Raw genomic sequence first — 23,424 nt, 5'->3', positions numbered from 1 at the left:
GTGGTTCCTCCTTCAGCCGATCGTCTCAGCAAGTGCCTCGCGCACCCACGCATTGTTTTGATACGAAGTTTGACGTAAGGCGAGTCGTTCTTTCGAACGGGGACCGCCGCCTTGAATGATTTTCTTGAATTCCGTCCAGTCCGGCTGGGCGTAAATCCATTGTCCTGTTTCCTCATCAAACCGTAATGTCGGATCCGGAATGACAAGACCAAGCGAGCGGATCCGGGGCACGTATTTCGTAAAGAAGTTTTGACGAAGTTCTTCGTTCGTCTTCGTCCGGATTTTATAAGCGATTGTCACGTCTTGTTTGGACGTCCCTGTCGTCTCTTTTGACGCCGGTCCGAAGAACATCAACAGAGATTCCCACCACTCGTCAAGTGATTCCTGAATCATCGCTTTTTGTTCCGGTGTCCCTTCGGCCAGTGCCATGATGATGGATTCGCCGTGCTGGGCATGGAACACTTCTTCCGCACAAATCCGTTGCAACGCCCGTGCATATGGTCCGTAGGAAGCCCCGAGCATGTTCGTCTGGGTAATGATTGCTGCTCCATCGACGAGCCAGCCGATCGTCCCGGCATCTGCCCATGAACGGGTCGGCATGTGGAAGACGTTATGGAATTTGAGACGTCCCGTAAACAAATCGTCCATCAAGTCTGCCCGCGTTTTTCCGTACGGTTTCATCAAGTCCTCGACGACCCGCAGCAGGAGTTGGCCGTGCCCCATCTCATCCTGGACTTTTGCCATGATGCCGAGCTTCCGGCGTAACGACGGTGCTTTTGGTACCCATTCTTTTTCCGGTAAAGCGCCCATGATTTCACTGATGCCGTGCATCGAAATCAACTTGATCAGCGTGTCGCGATAAAAATCAGGCATCCAGTCGTCAGCTTCGATTTTTTCCCCGTTTTCGATTCGTTCTTTAAATCGTTCCAATTTTTCTTCTTCGGTCATGACCGGTGGTTCAAAAAGATGCGTTGCATCGTACATGTCAGTTCCTCCTCTGCTTAAACAAACTTCTTCTCAGACACTGTGCGACGGTCGATAATCCGGACAGCTTTTCCTTCCGATCGCGGAAGACCGTATGGCGGATGACAAACGAGATCAACCGAAATCAGACATTCTGTTTTCATGGCATGGCAGATGACCCGCTTAATATCTTCAGCAGCTGTCCCCACTTCGAGCTCGATGTGCAATTCCAGTGCTTCGAGACCGGCCCGTTGAATCCGGTGAATTTGGTAGTGCGGTGTGACACCCGGTTGTTGAAGCAGGACCCGCTCAATCTCAGACGGAAAGACATTGACACCACGGATGATCATCATGTCATCCATCAGATGCAATCCGTCCTGTTCCTGACACTCCATCGCGACACCGGGCCCCATGATTTCGCTGAGACCGTAGATGTCAAAAGCCCGGATCCCCCACTTATTTTCGAGGGTTTGCCGTAATTCTTCCGACCACGGCTCGGCTCCGAAAATCCCGTACTGCAGGCTGCTCGTCTTCGGATTTAGACCCTTTTCTTCCATACGTTCCGAGAGATGCAACATATAAGAAGGTGTTCCGCAAATTCCGCGTGGCTGAAAATCTTCAATCAAGGTAATCTGCCGATCCGTATTTCCTCCAGATACAGGAACGACCGCCATTCCGAGCTGTTCTGCTCCTGCGTGCAACCCCAGTCCGCCTGTGAACAATCCGTACCCGTAGGCATTGTGCAACAGGTCGGTTTTGTCCGCCCCGATGGCAATCAGACCACGCGCCACGGCAGTCGACCAGTCCGCAAGATCTTCTTCGGTATAACCGACGACAGTCGGTTTTCCACTCGTACCGGAGGAAGCATGAATCCGGGCTGCTGCCTGCGGAGGAACAGCGAATAAACCGAATGGATAGTGTTCACGCAGATCACGTTTCCAGGTGAACGGCAATTTTTGCAGATCCGTCAACGTCTCCAAGGAGTCCACATCGAGTCCGCGGTCCGCGAACTTTGTTCTGTAGAAGGGTACATGCGCTGTCACATAACGTACGGTCTCGCGCAAGCGTTCCAACTGTAAGCTTGTCCTGACTTCCGCCGTCATCGTTTCGAGAATCTTGTTATACAAATTGCACCCCCTCGCGCTTTTGTAACACAATAAATAAACGTTCGTTTTAAAATGGTTATACCATAAAACTACGATACGTTCACATTATTGTCAATCCTCCATTTTTTTAAAAGCTCCCAAATCAACTTTTTCTGACGCTGTTTAAATCAAAATCACCAGCAAAGGCGTTTCCTATAGAGAAAACGTAAAATTGATATTTCTTTTTGGAAAATATTACTGAAAATGTTTGCTCATTTCGTAACTGATTGATAAAATATCGTGTGACAAGTGTTATACTATTTTTGGTAAGACCAGCTGTGGTCACAGGCAAGGGGGAATTGGTGTGAAAAACGGTTTATCGCTCGGAGATTCTGCTGTCATCGAAGCGATCGTAACAGAAGAAATGTTCGCTCAGTTTGAAGGTGTGGTTGTCCATCCGGCTTACTCAACTGTCTCGATGGTCTATCATATGGAATGGGCGGCTCGAAAACTCATCCTCCCTTACCTTGAAGAACAGGAAGAAGGAGTCGGTGGTGCCGTTTCCTTGAAACATTTAGGAATGGCGACACTTGGATCAAATATCCGCATCGAAGCCACCGTCATCGAACTTACACCCGGCCGCGTCTTGGCAAAAGTCGAAGTCAGACACGGCGATCGTGTCATCGGTCTTGGTGAAGTCAAACAGATGATCTTAAATAAACAATTGATTCAAGAAAAATTGATTCCACGTGTTTTTTAACAATTAAAATGAAAGCGCTTACTAAATATAAAGGAGGATGTTTTTATGCATATGTTGAACCCATCTACGAATCCCTCGCCTTCCATCATGGAAAAAATCTCTGGTCACGAACAGGTCGTTTTTTGCAACGATCCCGTGTCCGGTCTGCAAGCCATCATCGCCATTCACGATACGACACTCGGACCCGCGCTCGGGGGTTGCCGGATGGCGCCGTATTCGACCGTCGATGAAGCACTCGATGATGTCTTACGCCTGTCGCGTGGCATGACGTATAAATGTGCAGCGGCTGACGTTGATTTTGGCGGCGGCAAGGCGGTCATCATCGGTGATCCCGCAACCGATAAGACGCCGGAACTATTCCGGGCCTTTGGACGATTCGTCGACTCGCTCGGCGGTCGTTTCTATACCGGAACGGACATGGGAACGACGATGGACGACTTCGTCCATGCCAGTCGGGAAACGGCACGGATCGTCGGCATTCCGGAAGCCTTTGGCGGCAGCGGGGATTCGTCGATCCCGACGGCGGAAGGCGTCATTTACGGATTACGGGCAACGGTCGAAACGTTATACGGATCGGATGATTTAAGCCGGGCCAGTTACGCTGTCCAAGGACTGGGAAAGGTCGGCTATAAAGTCGCGGAACAGTTATTGTCTGCCGGTGCCAACCTGTACGTGTCCGATTTGAGCGAATCCGTTCTCGCTTCTCTCGTCGAGCAAGCGGAAAAAACACCTGGAACGGTTCGTGTCATTGCCGCTCATGAAATTCATCTGACGGATGCCGACATCTTTGTCCCTTGTGCCTATGGTGGTGTCATCCAATCGACGAACATCGGACAGTTGCAATGTAAAGCGATTTGCGGATCGGCCAATAATCAGTTAGCAGATGACTCCCTAGCAGCGGACTTGAAACAGCGCGGTATTTTGTATGCGCCCGATTACATCGTCAATGGCGGTGGTTTGATTCAAGTTGCCGACGAATTATACGGTGCGAATCATGAACGCGTCTTATTAAAAACTAAACACATTTACGATGCCGTCCTCGAAGTGTTCCACGAGTCTCATGCGGAATCGATCACGACACTCGAGGCGGCTAACCGGATGTGCAACAAACGGATTCAAATTCGTGCCCGTCATAACAACATCTTTACGAATACGATCAAACCAAAATGGAACATCCGTAATGACTAATGGGAGGTGACACGTATGCAAAAGCAATTTCCGATTTACCGCATCCTCGATGATGCCGGACACGTGATTGATACATCGAAACGCGATTTGCTGACCAAGGACCTAAGCCTCGCCCTTTTTACACATATGAACCGGATCCGGACGTTTGACCGGAAGGCAATCAATCTGCAACGTCAAGGACGGCTCGGCACCTATGCTCCGTTCGAAGGACAGGAAGCGGCACAGGTTGGCAGTGCGTATGCGCTGCAGGACAAAGACTGGGTCTTCCCGACCTACCGGGATCACGGGGCGACGCTGACGTTTGGCGCCGACATGGTCCGGACGTTTTTGTATTGGAATGGCCGCGTCGAAGGCTGTGTCCCGACCGATGAGCTGCATATCTTCCCACCCGCTGTTCCGATTGCCACACAAATCCCGCATGCGGTCGGTGCGGCCTGGGCGGAAAAACGAAAAGGGACGACCCAAGTCGCCGTCGCCTATTTTGGCGACGGGGCAACGTCGGAAGGTGATTTTCATGAAGGGATGAACTTCGCCAGCGTCTTTCAGGCTCCGGTCATCTTGTTTAATCAAAACAACGGGTATGCGATTTCCGTCCCGATTCAAAAACAAATGCATTCGGAAACGATTGCTCAAAAAGCATTAGCTTATGGTATGCCAAGCGTTCGGATTGACGGCAATGATGTCTTCGCCGTTTATTTCACGATGCAGACTGCACTGGAACGGGCTCGATCCGGCGGTGGTCCGACCTTAATCGAAGCGGTCACGTGGCGATTCGGTGCCCACACGACAGCAGATGATCCGTCGAAATACCGGGATCAAGACCGTTCCCGGGACCGGATTGATCCCCTCACCCGATTGGAAGATTTCATGAAAGAACAAGGCTTCTACGACGAGCAGGAAATCGAAGCGATTCGAATCCGCCATCAAGAAGAGGTCGAAACGGCCGTCAAGACGATGGAAGCCTTTCCGCCTCCTGACGTCAACGATTTGTTTGACCATACGTTTGCGACACTACCGGACGATTTAATCCGTCAAAAAGCGGATTACCTGACAGCGAGGGGGAATTGACATGGCGACACCAATCAATCGACAAACGGAGATGACGCTTGTCCAGGCTGTCACCGATGCCTTACGGACAAAACTGACGGACGATGAGACGACGCTTGTACTAGGTGAAGATGTCGGGAAAAACGGCGGTGTCTTCCGGGCGACGGACGGTCTGCAGGAAGAGTTCGGTGAAGACCGGATTATCGATACGCCACTGAGCGAAGCAGGAATCGTCGGAACGTCGATCGGTCTCGCGGTCAACGGGTTTAAGCCGATCGTCGAAATCCAATTTCTCGGTTTCATCTACCCTGCTTACGAGCAAATCATGACCCATGTCTCCCGCATCCGGATGCGGACGCTGGGGCGTTACGGCGTGCCGATGGTCATTCGGGCACCTTATGGGGCCGGCATCCGGGCACCGGAGATTCATTCCGACAGCACGGAAGCCCTCTTCACTTCGATGCCAGGCCTGAAAGTCGTCTGCCCCTCCACGCCGTATGACGCCAAGGGTTTATTGATTGCGGCGATTGAAGATCCGGATCCGGTCTTATTCCTCGAGTCGATGCGAAGCTACCGGGCCTTTAAGGAACCGGTTCCGAGTGAAGCATATACGATTGAAATCGGTAAAGCGAAATGTGTCACCGAAGGCCAAGACGTGACGCTGATTGCTTGGGGCGCGATGGTCCAAGTCGCACAAAAAGCCGCGACGGAAGCTGCGACCCGCGGCATCTCCTGTGAAGTGATTGATTTACGGACCCTCTATCCGCTTGATCGTGCAACGATTGCGGCCTCCGTCCAAAAAACCGGACGGGCTGTTATCGTCCATGAAGCACAAGCCATGGGTGGTCTTGGAAACGATTTGCTTGCGCTGATCAACGATACCTCGTTCTTATATTTACGGGCACCAGTTGCCCGCGTCACCGGGTTTGACGTGCCTGTTCCATTATTCGCCCTGGAGGACCATTACATCCCGACGCCGACGCGTGTGCTTGAAGCGATCCAGCGTACGGTTGATTTTTAAGGAGTGAACGTGATGATTGAAGTAAAGTTGCATGACGTCGGTGAAGGGATGACGGAAGGTGAAATCGCGAACTATCTGGTCCAGGTCGGCGATCGTGTCACGATCGATCAGCCTGTCGTCGAAGTGTCGACCGATAAAATGGTCGCTGAATTACCGGCTCCGGTGTCCGGTGTCGTCACGGATCTCGTCGTCCCTGTCGGTCAGACGGTCTCCGTTGGTACGGTTTTATTGTTGATCGAAGCCATCGAAACGGTGACGGTTGAACAAGTAATCCAACAGACGACTGAACGGATTGAAGTACAGCAGCCTGTCCTAACACCATCTGTTCCATCAAATAGTCGACGTGTCTTGGCTACCCCTTACACTCGAAAAATCGCGCGCGAACATGGGATTGATTTGGAACAAGTTCCGCCTTCCGATCCGTCAGGTCGCGTCACGGAGGAGGATGTCCGGCGGTTCCACGATACAAATTCCTCACTCAAAGAGGCAGATGTCGTTGAACAAACATGTTCTCCTTCTGCTACACCGGTCGAGACGATCCCGTTCCGGGGAATCCGGAAACAGATTGCGAAAAAAATGACGCAATCCCTCTTTACGATTCCGCACGTCACGCATTTCGAAGAAGTAGATATGACTCGATTGCTCGCCTTGCGCGAAGAATTAAAGGCGGCCGGTAAACCGATCAGTGTCAACGCCTTTTTCATCAAAGCCTTGATCGTCGCACTCCAAGACTTCCCTGTCTTTAACGCAAAACTGGATGAAGCCAACGAACAAATCATCCTCGAGCAACAGTATCATATCGGTGTCGCGACCGAGACGACGGACGGACTGATTGTTCCCGTCGTTCGAGATGCAGATAAGCTGACGATGCAACAGTTGCATACGCGTGTCGCGGAACTGTCTTCCCGCGCTAAGATGGGAGACTTGCGCGCTGCGGATCTGAAACCGAGTACCTTTACGATGAGTAATGTCGGTCCTCTTGGAAGTACGGGAGCGACCCCAATCATCAATTATCCGGAAACTGCTTTGATTGCATTCCACAAAACAAAAAAACGGGTCTGCGTCGATGACCAAGACCAAATCGTCATCCGCTCGATGATGAATCTATCGATGTCGTTCGATCACCGTGTCGCTGACGGCGCGACGGCCGTTGCTTTTACGAATCGGTTCGCCGGATTAATCGAACACCCCACTACTTTATTGATGGAGCTGATTTAAATGGTCGTAGGTGAACTGACACAAGAACGTGATTTAGTGATTCTTGGTGGTGGTCCAGCCGGTTATACCGCTGCGATCCGCGCCAGTCAATTGGGTCGCAACGTCACCTTGATTGAGCAAGCACAGCTCGGGGGACTTTGTTTGAACAAAGGATGTATCCCGTCCAAGGTCGTCGCTCATGCCGCAGATGTCAAACTGCAGATGAAACATATGACGGCTCTTGGTTTTTCTTTTAATCCGACACATGATTTCAGTCAATTGGTCGAGTACCGGGAACGGACCATCCGTCAATTACGAACGGGAGTGGAAGCGCTCTGCCAGGCAAACTCGATTGAAATCATCCAAGGAGCGTCTTCATTTTTAGCAGACGACCGGATTGGTGTGGAACTCGGACATCAGTTTGATACGTACCGGTTTAACGATGTCGTGATTGCGACCGGAAGCCACAGCATCGAACAGGACCATCCCTCTGTATTGAATGCCGAACAGTTATACCAACTGACCAAATTACCTGAACGCCTTGTCATCATCGGACAAGACTATATCGCTCTCGAAGCAGCGATGAGTTTTCAAGCCCTCGGTACGTCGGTCACGTTGATTGCTGACGACTTCGGGTTGGATCCGAGTCTCGACAAAGAACTGCGGCGTCTCTTGAAAAAACAAAAAATCCAATTGGTCACAGGTACCGTGACCGCCATCGAAGCAGACGACAAAGTGACCGTTACGGTCGTAAAACAAGGACAGGAAACGACCTGGTCCGCTCCTTTTTTGTTTCAATCGTTGCCCCGTGTCCCACACACGTTGGAACTGGGACTCGAGCGGATTGGTGTGACGTTAGCAGAAGACGGAACGATTCCCGTCGATCCATTCGGACAGACGAACCGTCCACATATCTATGCCATCGGAGATGTAACGCCTGGTCCTGCGATTGCGACACGGGCCATCCATGAGGCGAAACGGACAGCCGAACATTTAGCCGGGCAACTGGCCGATGCAACAATACCCTATTACCCGACCATCATCCGGTCCCTTCCACCAATCGTCTCCATCGGCTTGACGGAACAAGCGGCAACGGACGCCGGTCATTCGATCCGGACCGGCCAATTTGCCCTTAATGCCAATGGGGCAACGATGATTGAAGGAGGCAGCGGTTTCATCAAAGTCATTTCCGATGCGACGACGAGCCTCATTCTCGGTATTCATATGATTGGAGAAGGATCCATCGAACTGGCCGGCGTCTTTTCTCAAACCCTGGAACTGCATGCGAAAGAAGAAGACGTCCGCTTTCCGGTCATGCCGCATCCAAGTCGGAATGAGGCCTTTATAGAAGCCGTCGAATCCTTGATTGGGCAGGCGATTCATTTACCGCCTCGTCAACAAGATGTGTTAACGAAGTCGTAAGATCAAACCGGACCGTTCCTTTTCTTGAGCAACGGCCGGTTTGTTGTCTGGATTTTTAGTGTGAAGGAGGTCATACGATGGAAGTTTACTTTACGAGGCTGAACTGGAGCGATACATCCTTTCCGATTGCGGCAACGGACACCGGACTCTGTTATGTCGGTGCGTTAAATGAACCATTGGACTTATTTGACGACTGGGTTCGAAAACAATTTCCCCGGGCTGACTTGATCGAGCATCCACAGATCATGCAACCGTACCAGGAACAACTCATCGAATACTTAAACGGGACACGCACCCGGTTTTCCCTCCCGCTTCATTTGATCGGTACACCGTTCCAGTTGGAAGTCTGGCAGGCCTTATGTCATATTCCATACGGTGTGACGGTGACTTATTCAGATATTGCCCAACGGATTTACAGACCGAGTGCGACGCGCGCCGTCGGAACCGCCATCAGTAAAAATCGTGTCTTGATCGTCGTCCCTTGTCATCGAATCATCGGAAAAAAAGGAGATTTGACGGGATACTGGGGTGGTCTCAACATGAAGCGACAACTTCTCGCGATCGAACAGACTTCCTCTTCTCAACCGCACTAACATAGCAAAAGAGAACGAACTCGATGTAAATCGAATCCGTTCTCTTTTTTTACACCGATTTTACGCCAAACCGATACGTCGTTTCCCAGTGGTAGATCTTGTCCGGCTGAATCAGAATGTCCGGGAAGTTTGGTTCGTTCACCGCATTCGGATGGACTTGTGTTTCAAGACACAGACCGAGTGAAGGACGGGCACCGACACCACGAATCTCGTAATTCGTCTCGAGTTGCGTCCCCGTATAGAGGATGACGACCGGTTGATTCGTCGTCACTTCTACATACCGGCCATTTGACAAGTCTTCCAGTCGGATCGGCTGTCCCGATAAGAGGAACGGATGATCATATCCATTTCCAGCGGCTACCGTTTCTGGATGATCGGATTCTGCTCCGCTTCGAATCAACCGCCCGGTTTGAAAATCAAGAGGTGTTCCTGTCACGTCCTGCAACTGACCGGTTGGCAGTAAATCCGGTCCGACAGGTAAGTACGTTTTACTCGGGATCGTCAAGTGATGATCGAGTATATCCCGTTGTAAGTTCCCCGACAGGTTCCAATACGTATGATTCGTCAGATTCAACGGTGTCGCCTGATCCGTCGTGGCGTCCATCGTCAACGTCAAGGCGAGACCGTCAAGCTGATAGACGGCGTCGAGTGTGACGTTACCAGGGTAGCCTTCCGTCCCGTCCGGACTGAACAACCGGAGATGGAGCCGATCCGTTGTGGCTTCGACGATTTCAAAAAGTGCTTGATCAAAACCTTTGATTCCTCCGTGCAGATGATGCGTTCTATCATTTGCTGCGAGCGGATAGACGGTTCCTTCGACTTCCATTTGCGCTTGTCCGATACGTCCGGCGACCCGTCCGACGATTGCCCCGAAGTACGGAGAGTGTTCTTGGTATTCCTTTAATGTATCAAAACCTAAGACCACACTCTCGGTTCGTCCGTCCCGATCCGCAACACGGAGATCATTGATAATACCACCATAGTTCCAAATCTCGACTTCAATTCCCGGTTGCGTCAGCGTATGACGAACGAGATCCGTTTCCTGAATCAACTGCGTCTGTTTCGTCATCGCCGATCACCTGCCACTTGGCGGCTGACCGTTTCAAGGAAGCGGTCAAGTCCCGCCTGCCCGTCCGGAGTTTGTTTAAAGACACCACAGTCTTCGAGACCACGGACAAATTTCGCCGCGACAGCTTGTCGGACATACTCCGTCACGTCTTGTCCGTTGTATGCTGCTTTCAATTCTGTAGCCCATTTTTGATGGGAAGGATCCGTCGAAGTGGCCGTTCCCGCGACGAACTGCTCGACTTCTTCGAGTTCACTGAGCAAACGGGCCGGCAGAACGGCGAGTCCCATCACTTCAATCAAACCGATGTTTTCGCGTTTAATGTGGTGAATGTCGGCATGGGTATGGAAGATACCGTCCGGATGGTCTGTCGACGTCCGGTTGTTGCGCAAGACGAGATCCAGTTCAAATCGTTCGCCGCGCATCCGGGCAATCGGTGTCACCGTGTTATGGCGGACACTATCCGTCGCCGCAAGAATCTCATGCTCGGCATCTTCGTACGTCAACCAAGTCTGATACACCTCGTCTGCTGCATCGAGTAAGGATGACGCATCGGGACTGCTCAAGCGCAAGACCGTCAGCGGCCAGTGCAGCGTTTCGCCGATGACGTCCGGATGATCCGGTAAAACAAACTGGTGCAACGCCTGTGCCCGGTCCATCGCAAATTCATAACGACCGCCTTGATAATGGTCATGCGTCAAAATTGATCCGCCAACGATCGGCAGGTCGGCATTCGACCCGGCAAAATAATGCGGAAACTGAGCAACGAATTCAAGCAACCGCGCAAAGGCTTGACGGTTGATCACCATATCTCGGTGCTCCTGCGACAAGATGATGCTGTGTTCGTTGTAATAGACGTACGGCGAATATTGTAACGCCCAAGATTCGCCGCCGAGTGACAGTGGCACAATCCGGTGATTCGCACGGGCCGGATGATTGCTCCGTCCGGCATACCCTACGTTTTCAACACACAAGAGACAGGTTGGATACGTCGATTCGACAGTTTCTGTTTGCGCCGCAGCAATTTCACGCGGATCTTTTTCCGGTTTTGAGAGATTGATCGTAATATCGATTTCACCATAGACCGTGTCCGCTTGATACTGGATATTTTTTGCGATACGTTTCGTTTGAATGTAATTATTCGCTTGACTGAGCTGATAAAAATAGTCAGTCGCCTGTTGCGGATTTTCAGCGTACAGCTGACGGAAAGTCGAAGTGATCTGAGACGGGCGATCGACGAACACATCCATCAATTCTGCCGCCAACCGTTCTTTTTCATCCAGACGCGGCGCAAGTTTCCCGGCAGTGATCTGTTGTTCAATCATCTCGTCCAAAAGATCAGGAATCGACGCGGTGTCGACAGTACCCGGATCCGTGTAAGCTGCTTCGCTTAGCAACGCCAATAATCGGTTTCGTGCATACACCGCGTCTTCCGGTTGAATCAACTGGTGACGGATTGCCTGCTCTACTAATTGTTTGATGAGTTCGTTCATCGCCTTCACTCCCCTAAATCCATTCTCTCTTTATCGTACTGGTGTCTTGTAGCCTTGCGGACGTTTTTCATGCCAGCGCCACGCATCTTGAATGATCGTTTCGATGTCCGTCCGGCTTGGCTTCCAGCCTAAGACTGTTTTCGCCTTATCCGATCCGGCAATCAAGGTACTCGGGTCTCCGGCGCGTCGTGCGACGACTTGTTCCGGAATCGCATGTCCCGTCACACGGCGTGCGGCTTCAATGATTTCCCGGACTGAAAAACCGCGGCTTGAACCGAGATTAAAGACATCACTCGGATTGCCCTGTTTTAAATACTCCAGCGCAAGCAGATGGGCATCAATTAAATCCTCGACATGGATATAGTCGCGGATACATGTGCCGTCTTCTGTCGCATAATCGTCGCCGTAAATGGAAATCATCGGGCGTTGACCATTGGCGACTTCGAGGACGAGCGGAACCAAATGCGTTTCCGGTGTATGATCTTCTCCGATTTCACCTGTTGCACGAGCCCCGGCAACGTTAAAGTACCGGAGCGCCACATACTGGAGACCGTAAGCCGTCTCACACCAGCGCATCATCTTCTCCATCATCAACTTTGTTTCACCGTAGGCATTCGTCGGATTCGTCGTTGCCGTCTCAAGAATCGGCATCTGTTCCTGCTCCCCGTAGGTCGCGGCGGTCGATGAGAAGACAATCTGTTTGACATCATGCGCCATCATCGCTTCGAGCAACACTTGTGTGCCGTAAACGTTGTTGTCGAAGTAGGCGAGCGGATGCTCCATCGATTCACCGACTAACGAAAAGGCTGCGAAATGAACGACCTGATCGATTGTTTCCGTCTCAAACACCGTATCAAGGAAGGCCCGATCCCGGATATCCCCTTCGTAAAAACGGGCTTCCGGATGAACGGCTTCCCGGTGACCGGATTTTAAATGATCGATGACGACAACGTCCTGACCGGCATCAATCAATTGATAGACTGCATGCGATCCGATATACCCTGCTCCACCTACTACCAGTACTGCCATTTAGATGACCTCCTGTTCGATTTCTCGTGCTCCATCACCAACCGTTGCCGTGTAGAACGATGCCGGGTAACCGATTGCTGCCTCATATTGTCGACCAACTGCCGTCATGAATGTCTCGACTGTCTCGTCTTCGACGATGGCAATCGCACAGCCGCCAAAACCGGCACCTGTCATCCGGGCACCAAGGACTCCCGGTTGTACCCAAGCCGCTTCGACCAATGTATCCAGTTCTTTCCCCGTCACTTCGTAATCCACTCGCAAAGAACGATGTGAGGCATTCATCAGTTGACCGAATGCTTCTAGTCTCTCTTCTTTTAGGGCATCAAGTGCCTGCAACGTCCGCTCGTTTTCAGAAATCGCGTGACGCGCCCGGCGTTGCAATCGTTCGTCCTCAAAAGAAACCGTTTCGAATTCATCCATCGACCATTGACCGAGTGACGCATACGGACGGTACTGTTGCAGGTAAGCCAGTGCTGCTTCACATTCCGAGCGGCGTTCGTTGTATTTCGAATCTGCCAGTTCACGCCGTTTATTCGTATTCATGATGATGATCGTATAGCCCGATAAATCGAGCGGGGCATACGTATACTCCAGTGTCTCGCAGTCAAGCAACAGACCGGATCCCGCTTTGCCCATCCCGATTGCGAATTGATCCATGATGCCGCTGTTGACACCGATGTACTGGTTTTCGACCTGTTGACCATATTTGACGAGTTCGATCCGGTCGACATTCAAATCGTACAGTTTGTCGAGCAAAACACCGATGACCAGTTCAAGCGAAGCGGACGAAGACAGTCCGGCACCATTCGGGATATCACCTTTGATCAAGATGTCGCATCCTGTATCCATCCGGTAACCGGCTTCCCGTAAGACATGAATCATCCCTTTGGCATAGTTGGCCCAGCCATCGGCAGATCGATGCGTCAAGTCATCACCTGCGACTTCGATGATGCCGTCGTTTTCAAAGTTCAGCGAATAAAACCGGAACACCGCATCGTCCCGCTTGCGGGCAACCGCATGCGTTCCAAGCGTCAAAGCACACGGAAAGACATGTCCACCGTTGTAGTCTGTATGTTCTCCGATCAAATTGATCCGGCCCGGTGCAAAAAAGCGGTGGGTCGACGGTTGACCGAATTGTTGTTCAAAAGTCTGTTCGAGTGTCTGGTCTGTCATACGATCGGCTCCTTTGACTGTCTTGTTGTCACGCCGCGACGAACCGGTTGGACCTGCAGGCAACGTGCTTCATAATCGTTTGTGTACGTCATGCTAATTCCTTGTTGCATCAAGTAGGCACCACTGAGCGTACGTCCTTCAACCTGATACAGCATTGTTTCCTCAAGTCCTCTTAATCGGAAGCTGTATTGTCCAATTCCATGCTTGCGCATCGGGGCAACGGCCAGGATGACCGTTTGTTCACTCGCCGTATATTGCATAATCGATGCGCCTTGATCGTCCGCTTGAATCCGGTGTTGACGTCCGAATTGAACGGTTTCCCGAATCGTCTTGTACGTCGCAATCCACTCGGCCGCTTCTGTTAATTCTTCCGTCGTCCATTCGCTTAAGTTGCCGCCGATGCCAAGCGTCCCTTGCATGGAAGAGACAAAGCGTGTCGCAAGCGGCAGGTTCCGTCCATTCAGCCAGTTTGGACCATCCGTCACCCAACAACTCATCATCTTCGCATTGTAGGCAAACGAGAAATCATGTTGAATCGCCAGTCGATCAATCGGATCCGTGTTGTCACTCGTCCAGACTTGTTCCGTCCGTTTGAGAATCCCGAGATCAATCCGTCCGCCACCTCCGGCACAGGCTTCAAAATCGACTTCCGGATGACGTATCCGTAAGCCGTCAAAGATCCGGTACAACGCATCGACATGCCGTTTCCACAGTTCTTGTTGTGCTGCCGGTGTAGCACCCGGAACGCCCGGTTCTGAAAAGGCACGGTTCATGTCCCATTTGATGTAATCAATCGCATGAGTCCCGAGCAACTCATCCATCATCTCGAACACGAATTGTTCGACTTCCGGTAAACCGAGGTTCAGGACAAACTGATTGCGTGAGGTCGTCCGGCGTGCACCGGGACTATGATAAATCCAGTCGGGGTGGGTCCGGTAAAGATTCGAATCCGGATTGACCATCTCCGGTTCGACCCACAGACCAAACGACATATTTTGTTGTTTCACATACTCGATCAACGGTGTTAATCCGTTCGGAAACTTCTCCGGATTGACGACCCAGTCGCCAAGACCGGCTTGATCGGAGTTTCGTTCGCCGAACCAGCCGTCATCAACGACGAACAGTTCACAACCGATTGCAGCAGCTTGATCAACAAGCTCCCGTTGTCCGTGTTCCGTCACGTCAAAATATGTTGCTTCCCAGGAATTGTAGAGAACGGGCCGGACTTTGTTCCGATCTGATTTCGGCATGATGAGATCACGCTGAAAATCGTGGGCCCGGGCACTCATCCCGGCAAAGCCGTCATAGGCATAGCCGATATAAAAGTCCGGTGTGACAAGTTGTTGTCCGGCTTCGAGCGTCCAGCTGAAATCAAACGCATTCATGCCACCTGACAGTTGAACGAATCCAAACGCATCCTGTTCAAAATGCATCGACCAGTTGCCCGAATACGCGAAATGTCCGTAAATGACTTCGCCGGTCGATTCGGTCGCACCTTGCTCCAAAGCAAACCAGGGATTTGCTTGGTGACTCGTCACACCCCGTCGGCTGTCAATCGTTTTACGCCCCGGCGTTAGTGGCGTCACTTGTTTTTGGAATTCGCCTGTCCATGTTCCGGTGAAGTGATGTAAGTTCAAGTTCGGCCGTTGCAGAATGCCCATCGCAAATGATTGGGCTGTCGTCAACCGGACCGATTGTGTTCCGGTATTTTCAATCACGAGCGACCGTCCGATCATATCGTAAGCTTCGTACAGATCGTATTTGATGCCGACCCGGAGTTCTTGTAACGCATCATATAACCATAACGCCAATCCGTTCTCCGATGTCTCGGCACGTTCAAACGTAAACTGGCTGACCCGTTGTCCGTCCTGGCGCTCTGATTTTAAAGTCGGTTCTGTGTAGACCATCTCACCAAATGGAATGAAGTCATAAACCGCGACACCATCCGGTGACTCAAATGAGCTGTGAGCAAGGACCGGATTCGGTAAGGCTTCATAGTCGGATGGATACGGCAGACGGGCGCCAAAATACGTATGCAACACTTTCCCCTGCTGTCCGATCGTCACGACATGCGCGACGTGTTGTCCTTCGAGGACGAACCGCTGATTCGGCAGTTCAAGAATGGCCATGGTCGTTCTCCTCCTTACGTTGTCAGAATCAGCGTCTCGAGTGGGGCGAGCGTCACTGTTCCACTATATGTCTCGTTCGTATTCAACTCTTTATAGGCAGCATCGAGCACAACGTCCCGGCTTGCTTTTGTATCGTGGTTCATGAAGAAGAGGAAATCACGTGTTTCACCATGACGGCGGACGACCTCGACTTGATCCGGTGCTTCAAACGTTTGAACACCGGCATCGAGAAACGCTTGCCGGTAGATCGTATCGATCATCGCATCATCAATCGATGCACCAATGTAGGTGATTGTTCCTTTATATTCATTGCGTGTCACGGCAGCGACTCCGTCATAAAACGTATCGCGATAGACAGCAAGCGGTTCAGCTGTCGTCGGTGTAATCAAATCACACCAGATACGGGCCGGTGAAGCTTGGCCTTCAGAGGCACCAATGCCTTCCACCCGATTTTCCTGCACGGCCTGCAACGATTCGTACTCATCGATTTCGATTCCTGCGTATGGGGCGAACTTCCCTGGCAACGTCAGTGGCAAGACATTGTTATGCGGATCCTTGACGCCGGTACGGTACGTGAAGATGACGTGTCCACCCTGCTCCATGTAATCAATCAGCGCTTGGTCAAATGTCGGATTCGTCAAGAAGTACAGGGGAACGATAATCAATTTGTATTGATCGAGCCGGTCACCTGGGAAGACGATATCCGTCGACGCTTGACGACGGACAGCGCCTCCGTAGAACCGGACGAACTCCGTCCGGAAATCAAACGCGTCACTGTGCGGTTGATGCGTCCACGCCCAGACATTTTCTTGGTCGAAATAGACACCGACTTCCGCTTGATAGCTGCTTGCATTAATCTCGTCACCAAACGTGTTGAGTTCGGTCATAATTTGTTTGACTTCGTTGAATTTACGCTTCGGTTTTCCATCGTGATCGATGATGCCGTGGCAAAACTCTTCCGTTCCAAACAACGCCGCCCGGAAGCGGAAATAGACGATCGCTTCCGCACCACGTGCGACCGCTTGATACGTCCACAAACGGATATGGCCGGGACGCGGCAGGTAACCGATTTTACTCCAGCCTTGCGCGCCGCTGAGTTGCTCCATCACCCAAAAACCTTTCCCTTGTTTCGATGAGCGGCAAAGGTCATGATCGCTCGCCATTTTCTCGAAACGGTTCGGTTCCGGCAAACCACCCCAGACCGGATAGTTATCAAAAGCGACGTAATCGAGATCCTGTGCCATCTGTTGTTGATTGACGGCCATATCACTGTAAACGAGGTTATGCGTAATGAACGCGTCCGGATGAATATGTTCCCGGAGTGCATCGACTTGCAGTTTGTTGTAATGGTTATAACCATCAGCACAGAAGCGGTCGAAGTCGACGAGTAACGACGGGTTATGTTCCTGATAGACTTTCCGTGGCACCGGGATTTGCTCCCACGCCGTGTACGTCTGACTCCAGAAGACGGTTCCCCATGTTTCATTTAACGCGTCAAGCGTCCCATAACGGTTTTTCAGCCAAATCTGGAACGCGACCCGGTCGATGTCACTGTACGAACGATCTGACTTTTCATGTCCGTATTCATTGTCCGTCTGCCAACCGATGACACGCGGATGTTTCCCGTACCGCTTCGCCATTTCAGTCGTAATGGCAACGGAAAAGCGTTGGTACGTCTCACTGTGAACCGTGTAGTGACGACGTGCTCCAAAGCTGATGGTCACGCCATGCTCGTCTGCCGGAAGAATCTCCGGATACTTGTGGCACATCCAGGCCGGTGGTGTCGCGGTCGGCGTCCCGAGGACGATATCAAAATCGGCGGCACTCAAGCGTTCGATGATCTCGTCCCAAAACCGGAAATCATAGACTCCTTCTTCCGGCTCCATCATCGTCCAAGCAAATTCCGCCAGCCGGACGACGTTGACACCGAGTTCTTTCATCAAGCGGAAATCTTCCTCCCATAACGCACGTGGAGTTTGTTCCGGGTAATAATCAACGCCTAAATACATGGTGCTCCCCCTCACTCAAAACAAATTATTTTACTGCACCTGCCGTCATTCCTTTTTGGAAGAAACGTTGGAAGAAGATATAGAAGACCATCGTCGGTAAACTGATTAAGACGAGTGACGCATAGATTTTCCCCGGGTCACCACCGAGTGCATCTTTGAAGAAGCTTGGTGCCATCGTGACCGTTTGATAGGCCGGATCCGTCATGAACGTCAGGACCATCAAATACTCATTCCATGAGTTGAGGAAAGCATAGATCAATGCTGTCGCAAGAGCCGGTTTAGCCAGCGGCAACATGACTTTGAAGAAGACCTCCAAGATTGTCGCACCGTCAATATACGCCGCTTCCATTAATTCGTTTGGTAATTCATCAAAATATCCTTTGATCAGCATCAAGCCAAACGGGAGGAAAAAGGCGACTTCCGCTCCGATCAAGCCCCAATGATTATTGAGTCCGTCAAATGACCGTAACGTAAAGAACAGTGGAACAATCATCGAAGCGACCGGTAACATCAGGCCGGCTAAAATCATGTTGAACAACAGACGTTTTCCGGCGAATTCGAGTTTTGAGAACGCAAATGCCGCAAACGCCAGGATCGTGATCGAGATGATGATCATGAAGAAGGCGACGAAGAAACTGTTGAAGACGAATGTCGGGAAATTCGGATTTTGCAGCGTCGCGATATAGTTTTCAAACCCGTTGACACGTAAGCTTTCCTTGAACATGACGAAGATCGGGAACAGCCAGACGATGGAAGCGAGCATGAGAACGAGGTTAATTATCCAGCGGCTTTTTTTAGATTCTACATTCATGGGACGTTCCTCCTTAGTTATCCATTTTCTTTTGAACACGTAACTGGATATACGTGATCAGCAAGGCGATTGTAAGCAAGATGATGGCGACGGCACTTGAAAAGCCGACTTCTTGTTGCAGCATCGATTTACGGAACAGGTAAGTCGAGATGAACTCTGTTGAAGAACCGGGTCCGCCGGCTGTCGTGATCCAGACCAGGTCAAACGTCTTCAGACCACCGATGACGCCGAGAATCGATAACGTGAACGTCGTTCCTTTTAAGTTCGGGAAGACGATGCTCCAAAGTGTCCGGAAGAATCCGGCCCCATCGATTTTAGCGGCTTCAAAAATTTCTTTTTCAATCGTCAGCATCGCCATGTAATACATGACCATCGATGAACCTGTCCACTGGAAGATGTTGATGGCGATGACCGAATAAAGTGCGATATCCGGATCACCGAGCCAGTTTTGTTCCAAGCTGCCGAGACCAATTGCCCGGAGAAACTCGTTGATGTAACCAAATTGGAAGTCGTAAATTTGTGAGAAAGCGGCACCGAGTACAACCGGACTCAAGACGACCGGGAAGAAAAAGACCGATTTCATCGCCGTCCGTAACGGTCCCTGTGTGTGCAGGAAGTACGCGAGAACAAGACCGATAAAGGCTTGAATCGTGACGGTTAATATCGTGAAGATGAACGTATTTTTAAGTGAGAGGTAGAAATCCGGATCACGGAACATTTCCGCGTAGTTTTCAAACCCGACGAAGACTTTATCAAACGAAATCCCATCCCATGAGAAGAAGGAGTTATAGGCGTTATAGAAAATCCCGTAGTAGATAAACGCGACGACAAACAGGACGATGGGTGCGACGAACGCCCAACCGACCATGTTTTGCTTCATTTTGCCTTTTCTTTTCTTTTTGGGAACGTTTGAACGTGGTGCTGGTTTCAGCGTTTCGACTTTTGGTTTGATCGGTAATTCTTGTTGCTCTGTCTGCATAACGATTTCCCCACTTTCTTGATCTTTAAAAATCAGGAAGTGGCACGCAGGGCGCACCACTTCACTGTATCGTTCTTATTTTTTCGATTGATCGGCTGCATCCTGCACACGTTGGAGTGCTTCTTTCGGATTTTGACCCGTCGCGATATTTTGAAGTTCCTTACCGAGGATATCGTTAAGTTTTGTATCACGGATACCACGGCTTGCTACAGCTTTAGAAAGTGTTTCGTTCAGCATTTTGTATGACTCTTTTTCCCCTTCAGATGTGAAGGCCGCATCTGAATCAATTTTGACTTCCTTGATGCCCGGTGCCATTTCGAACTCGCCCATGTAGACTTCTTGTCCTTCACCTTGGCTCATGAAGGCAACAAATTCTGCTGCACCTTCTTGTTGTTTTGATTCTTTATTGACGGCAAGCGCCATGTCGATTGATGCGATGATTGGTTGTTCTGTTCCACCTGCTAAGTTCGGAAGTGGTGTGAATCCAAGCTCATCTTTGATTTTCCATTTGTCTTTTTTCTCTGCTGTTGTCATCGAATGGGCTTCCCATGAACCGATGACCCACATCGCTGCTTTTTTATCGAAGAATTGATTCATCCCGTCATTGTATGTCGCAAGGCCAAGTGCTCCTTCTTGGAAGACTTTATCTTCGAACAGGTCTTGCCAGACTTGTGCTGTCTTGACCATCTCGTCATCCGTCCATTTTGCTTCACCCGATAAGACTTTTTGGATGTAACCTGGTGCGACCTGATGGCTTAAGACGTTGTAGACATCGATATCGATCCAGGCGTCTTTTGCACCTAACATCAATGGGATGACTTTATCACCGGATGCTTTGATTTTTTTGACGGCATCAACTGTTTCTTTGTAGTTTTTTGGTGGCGTTACGCCGTATTTGTCGAGCATCGTCTTGTTGTACATCAAGTAGGCTTGACCTGTAAATCCGATTGGGACCGCATATTGTTTGCCGTCGATCGTCGTCTGTTCGATTCCGAGCTCGACGAATTTATCTTTCCAGCCTTTGCCGGCTGCTTTGTCCATGTACGAATCAACCGGTACGACACGGTCTTTATATTGCTGAATCATTGGTTCTTTTAGACCGATGATGTCTGGTCCCTTACCTGACAACATCGCGACTTGAAGTTGTTTTTCATAGTCTTCGCTGTACCGTTTGAACTCGACGACGTATTTATCCTGCGATTTGTTGAACGCATCGACGACTTCCTTACCAGCTTCCGGCTGAGGTGCCCAACCCCACCAGGAAATGATTGTTTTGCCGTCTTTTGTTGTTGCTTGTTTTTCATCTTCGCCGCCACACGCAGCGAGAAGTGCTGATAATGTTAAGACTGAAGCGGCTGCGATAACTTTTGATTTTTTGAATTTCATGTGAGTGATCCCCTTTGTATGTGAGTGGTCAAGCGTATTTTTTAAGCTGATGTCCTTCATTCATTGCCTGTTGACACCATTGTTCGATGATTTCCGTACCAATCGGCATCCGTTGCAGTTGAATCAAAACCCGCGCGATCAGTCGGAGGCGATAGTCGAGTGTATCGACTTCCCGTGCGACGAACAGATAAAATTCACCGCCGAGCGTCAAACAACCGGCTGCTCGCATCTGTTGCATCAACACCCGTAATTCAATGTATCCGTTCTCATTTTTTCGAAGGTGAAGCTCTGAAGACCGAATCGTCAGTACCCCTTGTACGGACGACATCCGAAATTGAAAGACTCCATCTTGCCGTGGACGAACGAGAACGCCATCTTGATCCGCAGACCGCTCATCTCCCGGTTGTTGTTCCGTCATCTGCCCTGTCAAACGGTTCATATAAAAGCCACGGATTGCTCCGTAACGCCCGAAAGCTTCACGGTAGGAAACCCATAAATTCTCTGTTTCCATCTGCGCGACGCCCCCTTCTTTCTGTTTCAGCTTAACCGGTCCCTGCCGGTCTGCATCCACCTCCACTAGTTGATGAAAACTTAGTAAATTAAATTTATTATCTAACTTTAAGAAAACTATAGCACATGCCGTTTCATTTTGTAAACGTTTTCATAAAAATATTTTTTCAGGCCAAATGGACGACAAAAAAGCTTATGAGCACTCGGTGATTTCACCGTGTCCTCACAAGCTTGCATCAAATCGTTTGGAAAATACTATTCGTCGCCAAGGCAGCCGCACTGAGCGCCCCTTGTTTTTCGCTCCACGGAACCATCTTGACATCGGTTTCACGTGAAGCCGTCGTCAATGCCGTATGGGCGACCCGCTCCTTAATCTGGTCGACGATCGAGGGGGCCAGTTCAAACGTCGGTCCCCCCAGTAAAATACGTTTGGGATTAATCAAGTGAATCGTATTCAAGACACCGATGCCGATGTATTCGCCTGCCCGGTGGTAAGCCGCTTTCGCATGGGAATCCCCTTCCGTCAGACGTCGCCGAAGATCGGTCAACGTCTTGACTTGCGGGTCGATCGCTTCAAAATCGCGCAGCAATGCCTTCTCACCGGCCAAGGCTTCAAGACATCCCCGATTTCCACACGAACAGATTGGTCCATCCAAATCAAGCCGCATATGCCCCACTTCACCCGTGATATGATTTTCTCCGTCAATCAGCTTTCCATCGAGGACATATGCTCCCCCGATCCCTTCCCCTGCATATAGGTAGAAAAATTGATCGACGCCGACGCCTTCGCCAAACAAAAGTTCAAAGGAAGCTAGTGCCCGCACATCATTTTCAATGAAGACCGGGTAGGAAAAATGGGCTTCCAGATGTTTTTTTAACGCCACGTCATGCAGATGAAAACGTGGTGCAAATAAGATGACTCCCGTTTCCGGATTCACCATTCCGTGGACGGAAATCCCGATTCCATGAATGGTCCCGACCTGATTCGTCGCTTGAATCAGTTCGTCACACAGTCGGCTGACCGCTTCAATCATCTCTTCATTCGTATCGAATTGACCAACCGCTTCCACTTCATGAATCGTATTACCACTGAGGTCAGCAATAACTCCAATGAATCGGTGACTCGTCGCGTCAATTCCGATGACGTATTGTTCCGTCGCAACCAGTTCGAGTAAGATGGGTTTTCGTCCCCCGTTCGAGACACCCAGTTCACGTTCCGTCACGAGCTGATCCGCGATCAATTCGCCTACGATATTCGACACGGTTGGTTTTGTCAATTTTGTTTGTTGTGCCAGTTCGACTCGTGAAATCGGTTGATGCATCCGAATCAAACGTAACACGAGTGCTCGATTGTAGGATCGCATCCACTTTGAATTTCGTGGCATCTCTTTGACCATGTTCGCCCCGCATCCCTTCCATTCATGTCTCTTTTCTTATTCTCGCATATTTTGTAAGGGATTTCATGATTCCGTCCGGATTCTCTGTCTCTGACTTTTTCCTGACGAACTTTTGTGAGGGAAACATGGTCTGGTTGCCACCTGTGTTCAAAATCATTTTTCGAAT

Annotated in this window: 20 protein-coding genes; 7 read left to right on the top strand and 13 right to left on the bottom strand. The window is 50.4% G+C overall.

The genetic code is table 11. The features are described 5' to 3' along the window. Positions 1 to 12: 12 nt before the first annotated feature. Positions 13 to 984, bottom strand: coding sequence for a 1,2-phenylacetyl-CoA epoxidase subunit PaaA (gene paaA / locus BLD48_RS06685; RefSeq protein WP_071499513.1), 972 nt, complete (start codon positions 982 to 984; stop codon positions 13 to 15). A 17-nt stretch (positions 985 to 1,001) separates the two neighbouring features. Continuing rightward, on the bottom strand, positions 1,002 to 2,066 hold the full coding sequence (locus tag BLD48_RS06680; RefSeq protein WP_071499572.1) for a phenylacetate--CoA ligase family protein: 1,065 nt from the start codon (positions 2,064 to 2,066) through the stop codon (positions 1,002 to 1,004). A gap of 346 nt (positions 2,067 to 2,412) precedes the next feature. On the opposite strand from BLD48_RS06680, the gene BLD48_RS06675 reads away from it, so the two are divergent. The 7 genes from BLD48_RS06675 (at position 2,413) to BLD48_RS06645 (ending at position 9,276) form a co-directional block, all read left to right on the top strand. Next, on the top strand, positions 2,413 to 2,808 hold the full coding sequence (locus tag BLD48_RS06675; protein WP_071499512.1) for a thioesterase family protein: 396 nt from the start codon (positions 2,413 to 2,415) through the stop codon (positions 2,806 to 2,808). Positions 2,809 to 2,853: 45 nt separating this feature from the next. Then, positions 2,854 to 3,996, top strand: coding sequence for a Glu/Leu/Phe/Val family dehydrogenase (locus BLD48_RS06670; protein ID WP_071499511.1), 1,143 nt, complete (start codon positions 2,854 to 2,856; stop codon positions 3,994 to 3,996). Between the two features lie 15 nt (positions 3,997 to 4,011). Beyond that, a complete protein-coding gene (pdhA, locus tag BLD48_RS06665) occupies positions 4,012 to 5,064 on the top strand; it encodes a pyruvate dehydrogenase (acetyl-transferring) E1 component subunit alpha (RefSeq protein WP_071499510.1) in 1,053 nt (350 codons plus the stop codon). A gap of 1 nt (position 5,065) precedes the next feature. After that, on the top strand, positions 5,066 to 6,064 hold the full coding sequence (locus BLD48_RS06660; RefSeq protein ID WP_071499509.1) for an alpha-ketoacid dehydrogenase subunit beta: 999 nt from the start codon (positions 5,066 to 5,068) through the stop codon (positions 6,062 to 6,064). 12 nt (positions 6,065 to 6,076) lie between these two features. Then, a complete protein-coding gene (locus tag BLD48_RS06655) occupies positions 6,077 to 7,282 on the top strand; it encodes a dihydrolipoamide acetyltransferase family protein (protein ID WP_083412262.1) in 1,206 nt (401 codons plus the stop codon). Then, entirely contained in the window at positions 7,283 to 8,683 is a 1,401-nt protein-coding gene (locus BLD48_RS06650) for a dihydrolipoyl dehydrogenase family protein (protein ID WP_071499508.1), read from the top strand. Positions 8,684 to 8,760: 77 nt separating this feature from the next. Beyond that, a complete protein-coding gene (locus BLD48_RS06645) occupies positions 8,761 to 9,276 on the top strand; it encodes a methylated-DNA--[protein]-cysteine S-methyltransferase (protein ID WP_071499507.1) in 516 nt (171 codons plus the stop codon). 49 nt (positions 9,277 to 9,325) lie between these two features. Here the strand turns inward: BLD48_RS06645 and BLD48_RS06640 are convergent, their stop codons facing one another. The 11 genes from BLD48_RS06640 to BLD48_RS06590 form a co-directional block, all read right to left on the bottom strand. Further along, positions 9,326 to 10,345 carry an aldose epimerase family protein gene (locus BLD48_RS06640; RefSeq protein ID WP_071499506.1) on the bottom strand — a complete coding sequence of 340 codons (1,020 nt, stop codon included), beginning with the start codon at positions 10,343 to 10,345 and terminating at the stop codon, positions 9,326 to 9,328. Further along, positions 10,342 to 11,835 (bottom strand): UDP-glucose--hexose-1-phosphate uridylyltransferase, encoded by a 1,494-nt coding sequence (locus BLD48_RS06635; RefSeq protein WP_071499505.1) that lies wholly within the window; start codon positions 11,833 to 11,835, stop codon positions 10,342 to 10,344. Before BLD48_RS06635 ends, BLD48_RS06640 begins: the two co-directional genes overlap by 4 nt. A 30-nt stretch (positions 11,836 to 11,865) precedes the next feature. Beyond that, positions 11,866 to 12,864 carry a UDP-glucose 4-epimerase GalE gene (galE, locus tag BLD48_RS06630; RefSeq protein ID WP_071499504.1) on the bottom strand — a complete coding sequence of 333 codons (999 nt, stop codon included), beginning with the start codon at positions 12,862 to 12,864 and terminating at the stop codon, positions 11,866 to 11,868. Next, complete coding sequence (locus BLD48_RS06625; protein ID WP_071499503.1) at positions 12,865 to 14,037, bottom strand: galactokinase; 1,173 nt, start codon at positions 14,035 to 14,037, stop codon at positions 12,865 to 12,867. Continuing rightward, positions 14,034 to 16,166 (bottom strand): alpha-galactosidase, encoded by a 2,133-nt coding sequence (locus BLD48_RS06620; protein WP_071499502.1) that lies wholly within the window; start codon positions 16,164 to 16,166, stop codon positions 14,034 to 14,036. The genes BLD48_RS06625 and BLD48_RS06620 overlap by 4 nt, the downstream gene beginning before the upstream one ends. 14 nt (positions 16,167 to 16,180) lie before the next feature. Continuing rightward, the gene (locus BLD48_RS06615) at positions 16,181 to 18,175 is read right to left on the bottom strand and encodes a beta-galactosidase (RefSeq protein WP_071499501.1); all 1,995 of its coding nucleotides are present in this window, start codon (positions 18,173 to 18,175) and stop codon (positions 16,181 to 16,183) included. A gap of 25 nt (positions 18,176 to 18,200) precedes the next feature. Next, entirely contained in the window at positions 18,201 to 18,986 is a 786-nt protein-coding gene (locus BLD48_RS06610) for a carbohydrate ABC transporter permease (RefSeq protein WP_071499500.1), read from the bottom strand. Positions 18,987 to 18,999: 13 nt separating this feature from the next. Next, complete coding sequence (locus BLD48_RS06605) at positions 19,000 to 19,965, bottom strand: carbohydrate ABC transporter permease (RefSeq protein WP_071499499.1); 966 nt, start codon at positions 19,963 to 19,965, stop codon at positions 19,000 to 19,002. 75 nt (positions 19,966 to 20,040) lie between these two features. Beyond that, a complete protein-coding gene (locus BLD48_RS06600) occupies positions 20,041 to 21,351 on the bottom strand; it encodes an ABC transporter substrate-binding protein (protein WP_071499498.1) in 1,311 nt (436 codons plus the stop codon). 28 nt (positions 21,352 to 21,379) lie between these two features. After that, positions 21,380 to 21,862 carry a hypothetical protein gene (locus BLD48_RS06595; protein WP_071499497.1) on the bottom strand — a complete coding sequence of 161 codons (483 nt, stop codon included), beginning with the start codon at positions 21,860 to 21,862 and terminating at the stop codon, positions 21,380 to 21,382. A gap of 235 nt (positions 21,863 to 22,097) precedes the next feature. Beyond that, entirely contained in the window at positions 22,098 to 23,258 is a 1,161-nt protein-coding gene (locus BLD48_RS06590; protein WP_071499496.1) for an ROK family transcriptional regulator, read from the bottom strand. Between the last annotated feature and the right edge of the window lie 166 nt (positions 23,259 to 23,424).

It is taken from the genome of Exiguobacterium sp. KRL4, assembly GCF_001870785.1.
GTDB lineage: Bacteria > Bacillota > Bacilli > Exiguobacteriales > Exiguobacteriaceae > Exiguobacterium_A.
Note: the sequence above shows the minus strand (reverse complement) of the source record. Positions and strands in the feature narration are given on the sequence as shown.

Coding starts and splice junctions, on each gene's coding strand:
- paaA (WP_071499513.1), bottom strand. CDS start 984: ATGTACGATGCAACGCATCTTTTTGAACCACCGGTCATGACCGAAGAA.
- BLD48_RS06680 (WP_071499572.1), bottom strand. CDS start 2,066: ATGACGGCGGAAGTCAGGACAAGCTTACAGTTGGAACGCTTGCGCGAG.
- BLD48_RS06670 (WP_071499511.1), top strand. CDS start 2,854: ATGCATATGTTGAACCCATCTACGAATCCCTCGCCTTCCATCATGGAA.
- pdhA (WP_071499510.1), top strand. CDS start 4,012: ATGCAAAAGCAATTTCCGATTTACCGCATCCTCGATGATGCCGGACAC.
- BLD48_RS06660 (WP_071499509.1), top strand. CDS start 5,066: ATGGCGACACCAATCAATCGACAAACGGAGATGACGCTTGTCCAGGCT.
- BLD48_RS06655 (WP_083412262.1), top strand. CDS start 6,077: ATGATTGAAGTAAAGTTGCATGACGTCGGTGAAGGGATGACGGAAGGT.
- BLD48_RS06650 (WP_071499508.1), top strand. CDS start 7,283: ATGGTCGTAGGTGAACTGACACAAGAACGTGATTTAGTGATTCTTGGT.
- BLD48_RS06645 (WP_071499507.1), top strand. CDS start 8,761: ATGGAAGTTTACTTTACGAGGCTGAACTGGAGCGATACATCCTTTCCG.
- BLD48_RS06640 (WP_071499506.1), bottom strand. CDS start 10,345: ATGACGAAACAGACGCAGTTGATTCAGGAAACGGATCTCGTTCGTCAT.
- BLD48_RS06635 (WP_071499505.1), bottom strand. CDS start 11,835: ATGAACGAACTCATCAAACAATTAGTAGAGCAGGCAATCCGTCACCAG.
- galE (WP_071499504.1), bottom strand. CDS start 12,864: ATGGCAGTACTGGTAGTAGGTGGAGCAGGGTATATCGGATCGCATGCA.
- BLD48_RS06625 (WP_071499503.1), bottom strand. CDS start 14,037: ATGACAGACCAGACACTCGAACAGACTTTTGAACAACAATTCGGTCAA.
- BLD48_RS06620 (WP_071499502.1), bottom strand. CDS start 16,166: ATGGCCATTCTTGAACTGCCGAATCAGCGGTTCGTCCTCGAAGGACAA.
- BLD48_RS06615 (WP_071499501.1), bottom strand. CDS start 18,175: ATGTATTTAGGCGTTGATTATTACCCGGAACAAACTCCACGTGCGTTA.
- BLD48_RS06610 (WP_071499500.1), bottom strand. CDS start 18,986: ATGAATGTAGAATCTAAAAAAAGCCGCTGGATAATTAACCTCGTTCTC.
- BLD48_RS06605 (WP_071499499.1), bottom strand. CDS start 19,965: ATGCAGACAGAGCAACAAGAATTACCGATCAAACCAAAAGTCGAAACG.
- BLD48_RS06600 (WP_071499498.1), bottom strand. CDS start 21,351: ATGAAATTCAAAAAATCAAAAGTTATCGCAGCCGCTTCAGTCTTAACA.
- BLD48_RS06595 (WP_071499497.1), bottom strand. CDS start 21,862: ATGGAAACAGAGAATTTATGGGTTTCCTACCGTGAAGCTTTCGGGCGT.
- BLD48_RS06590 (WP_071499496.1), bottom strand. CDS start 23,258: ATGGTCAAAGAGATGCCACGAAATTCAAAGTGGATGCGATCCTACAAT.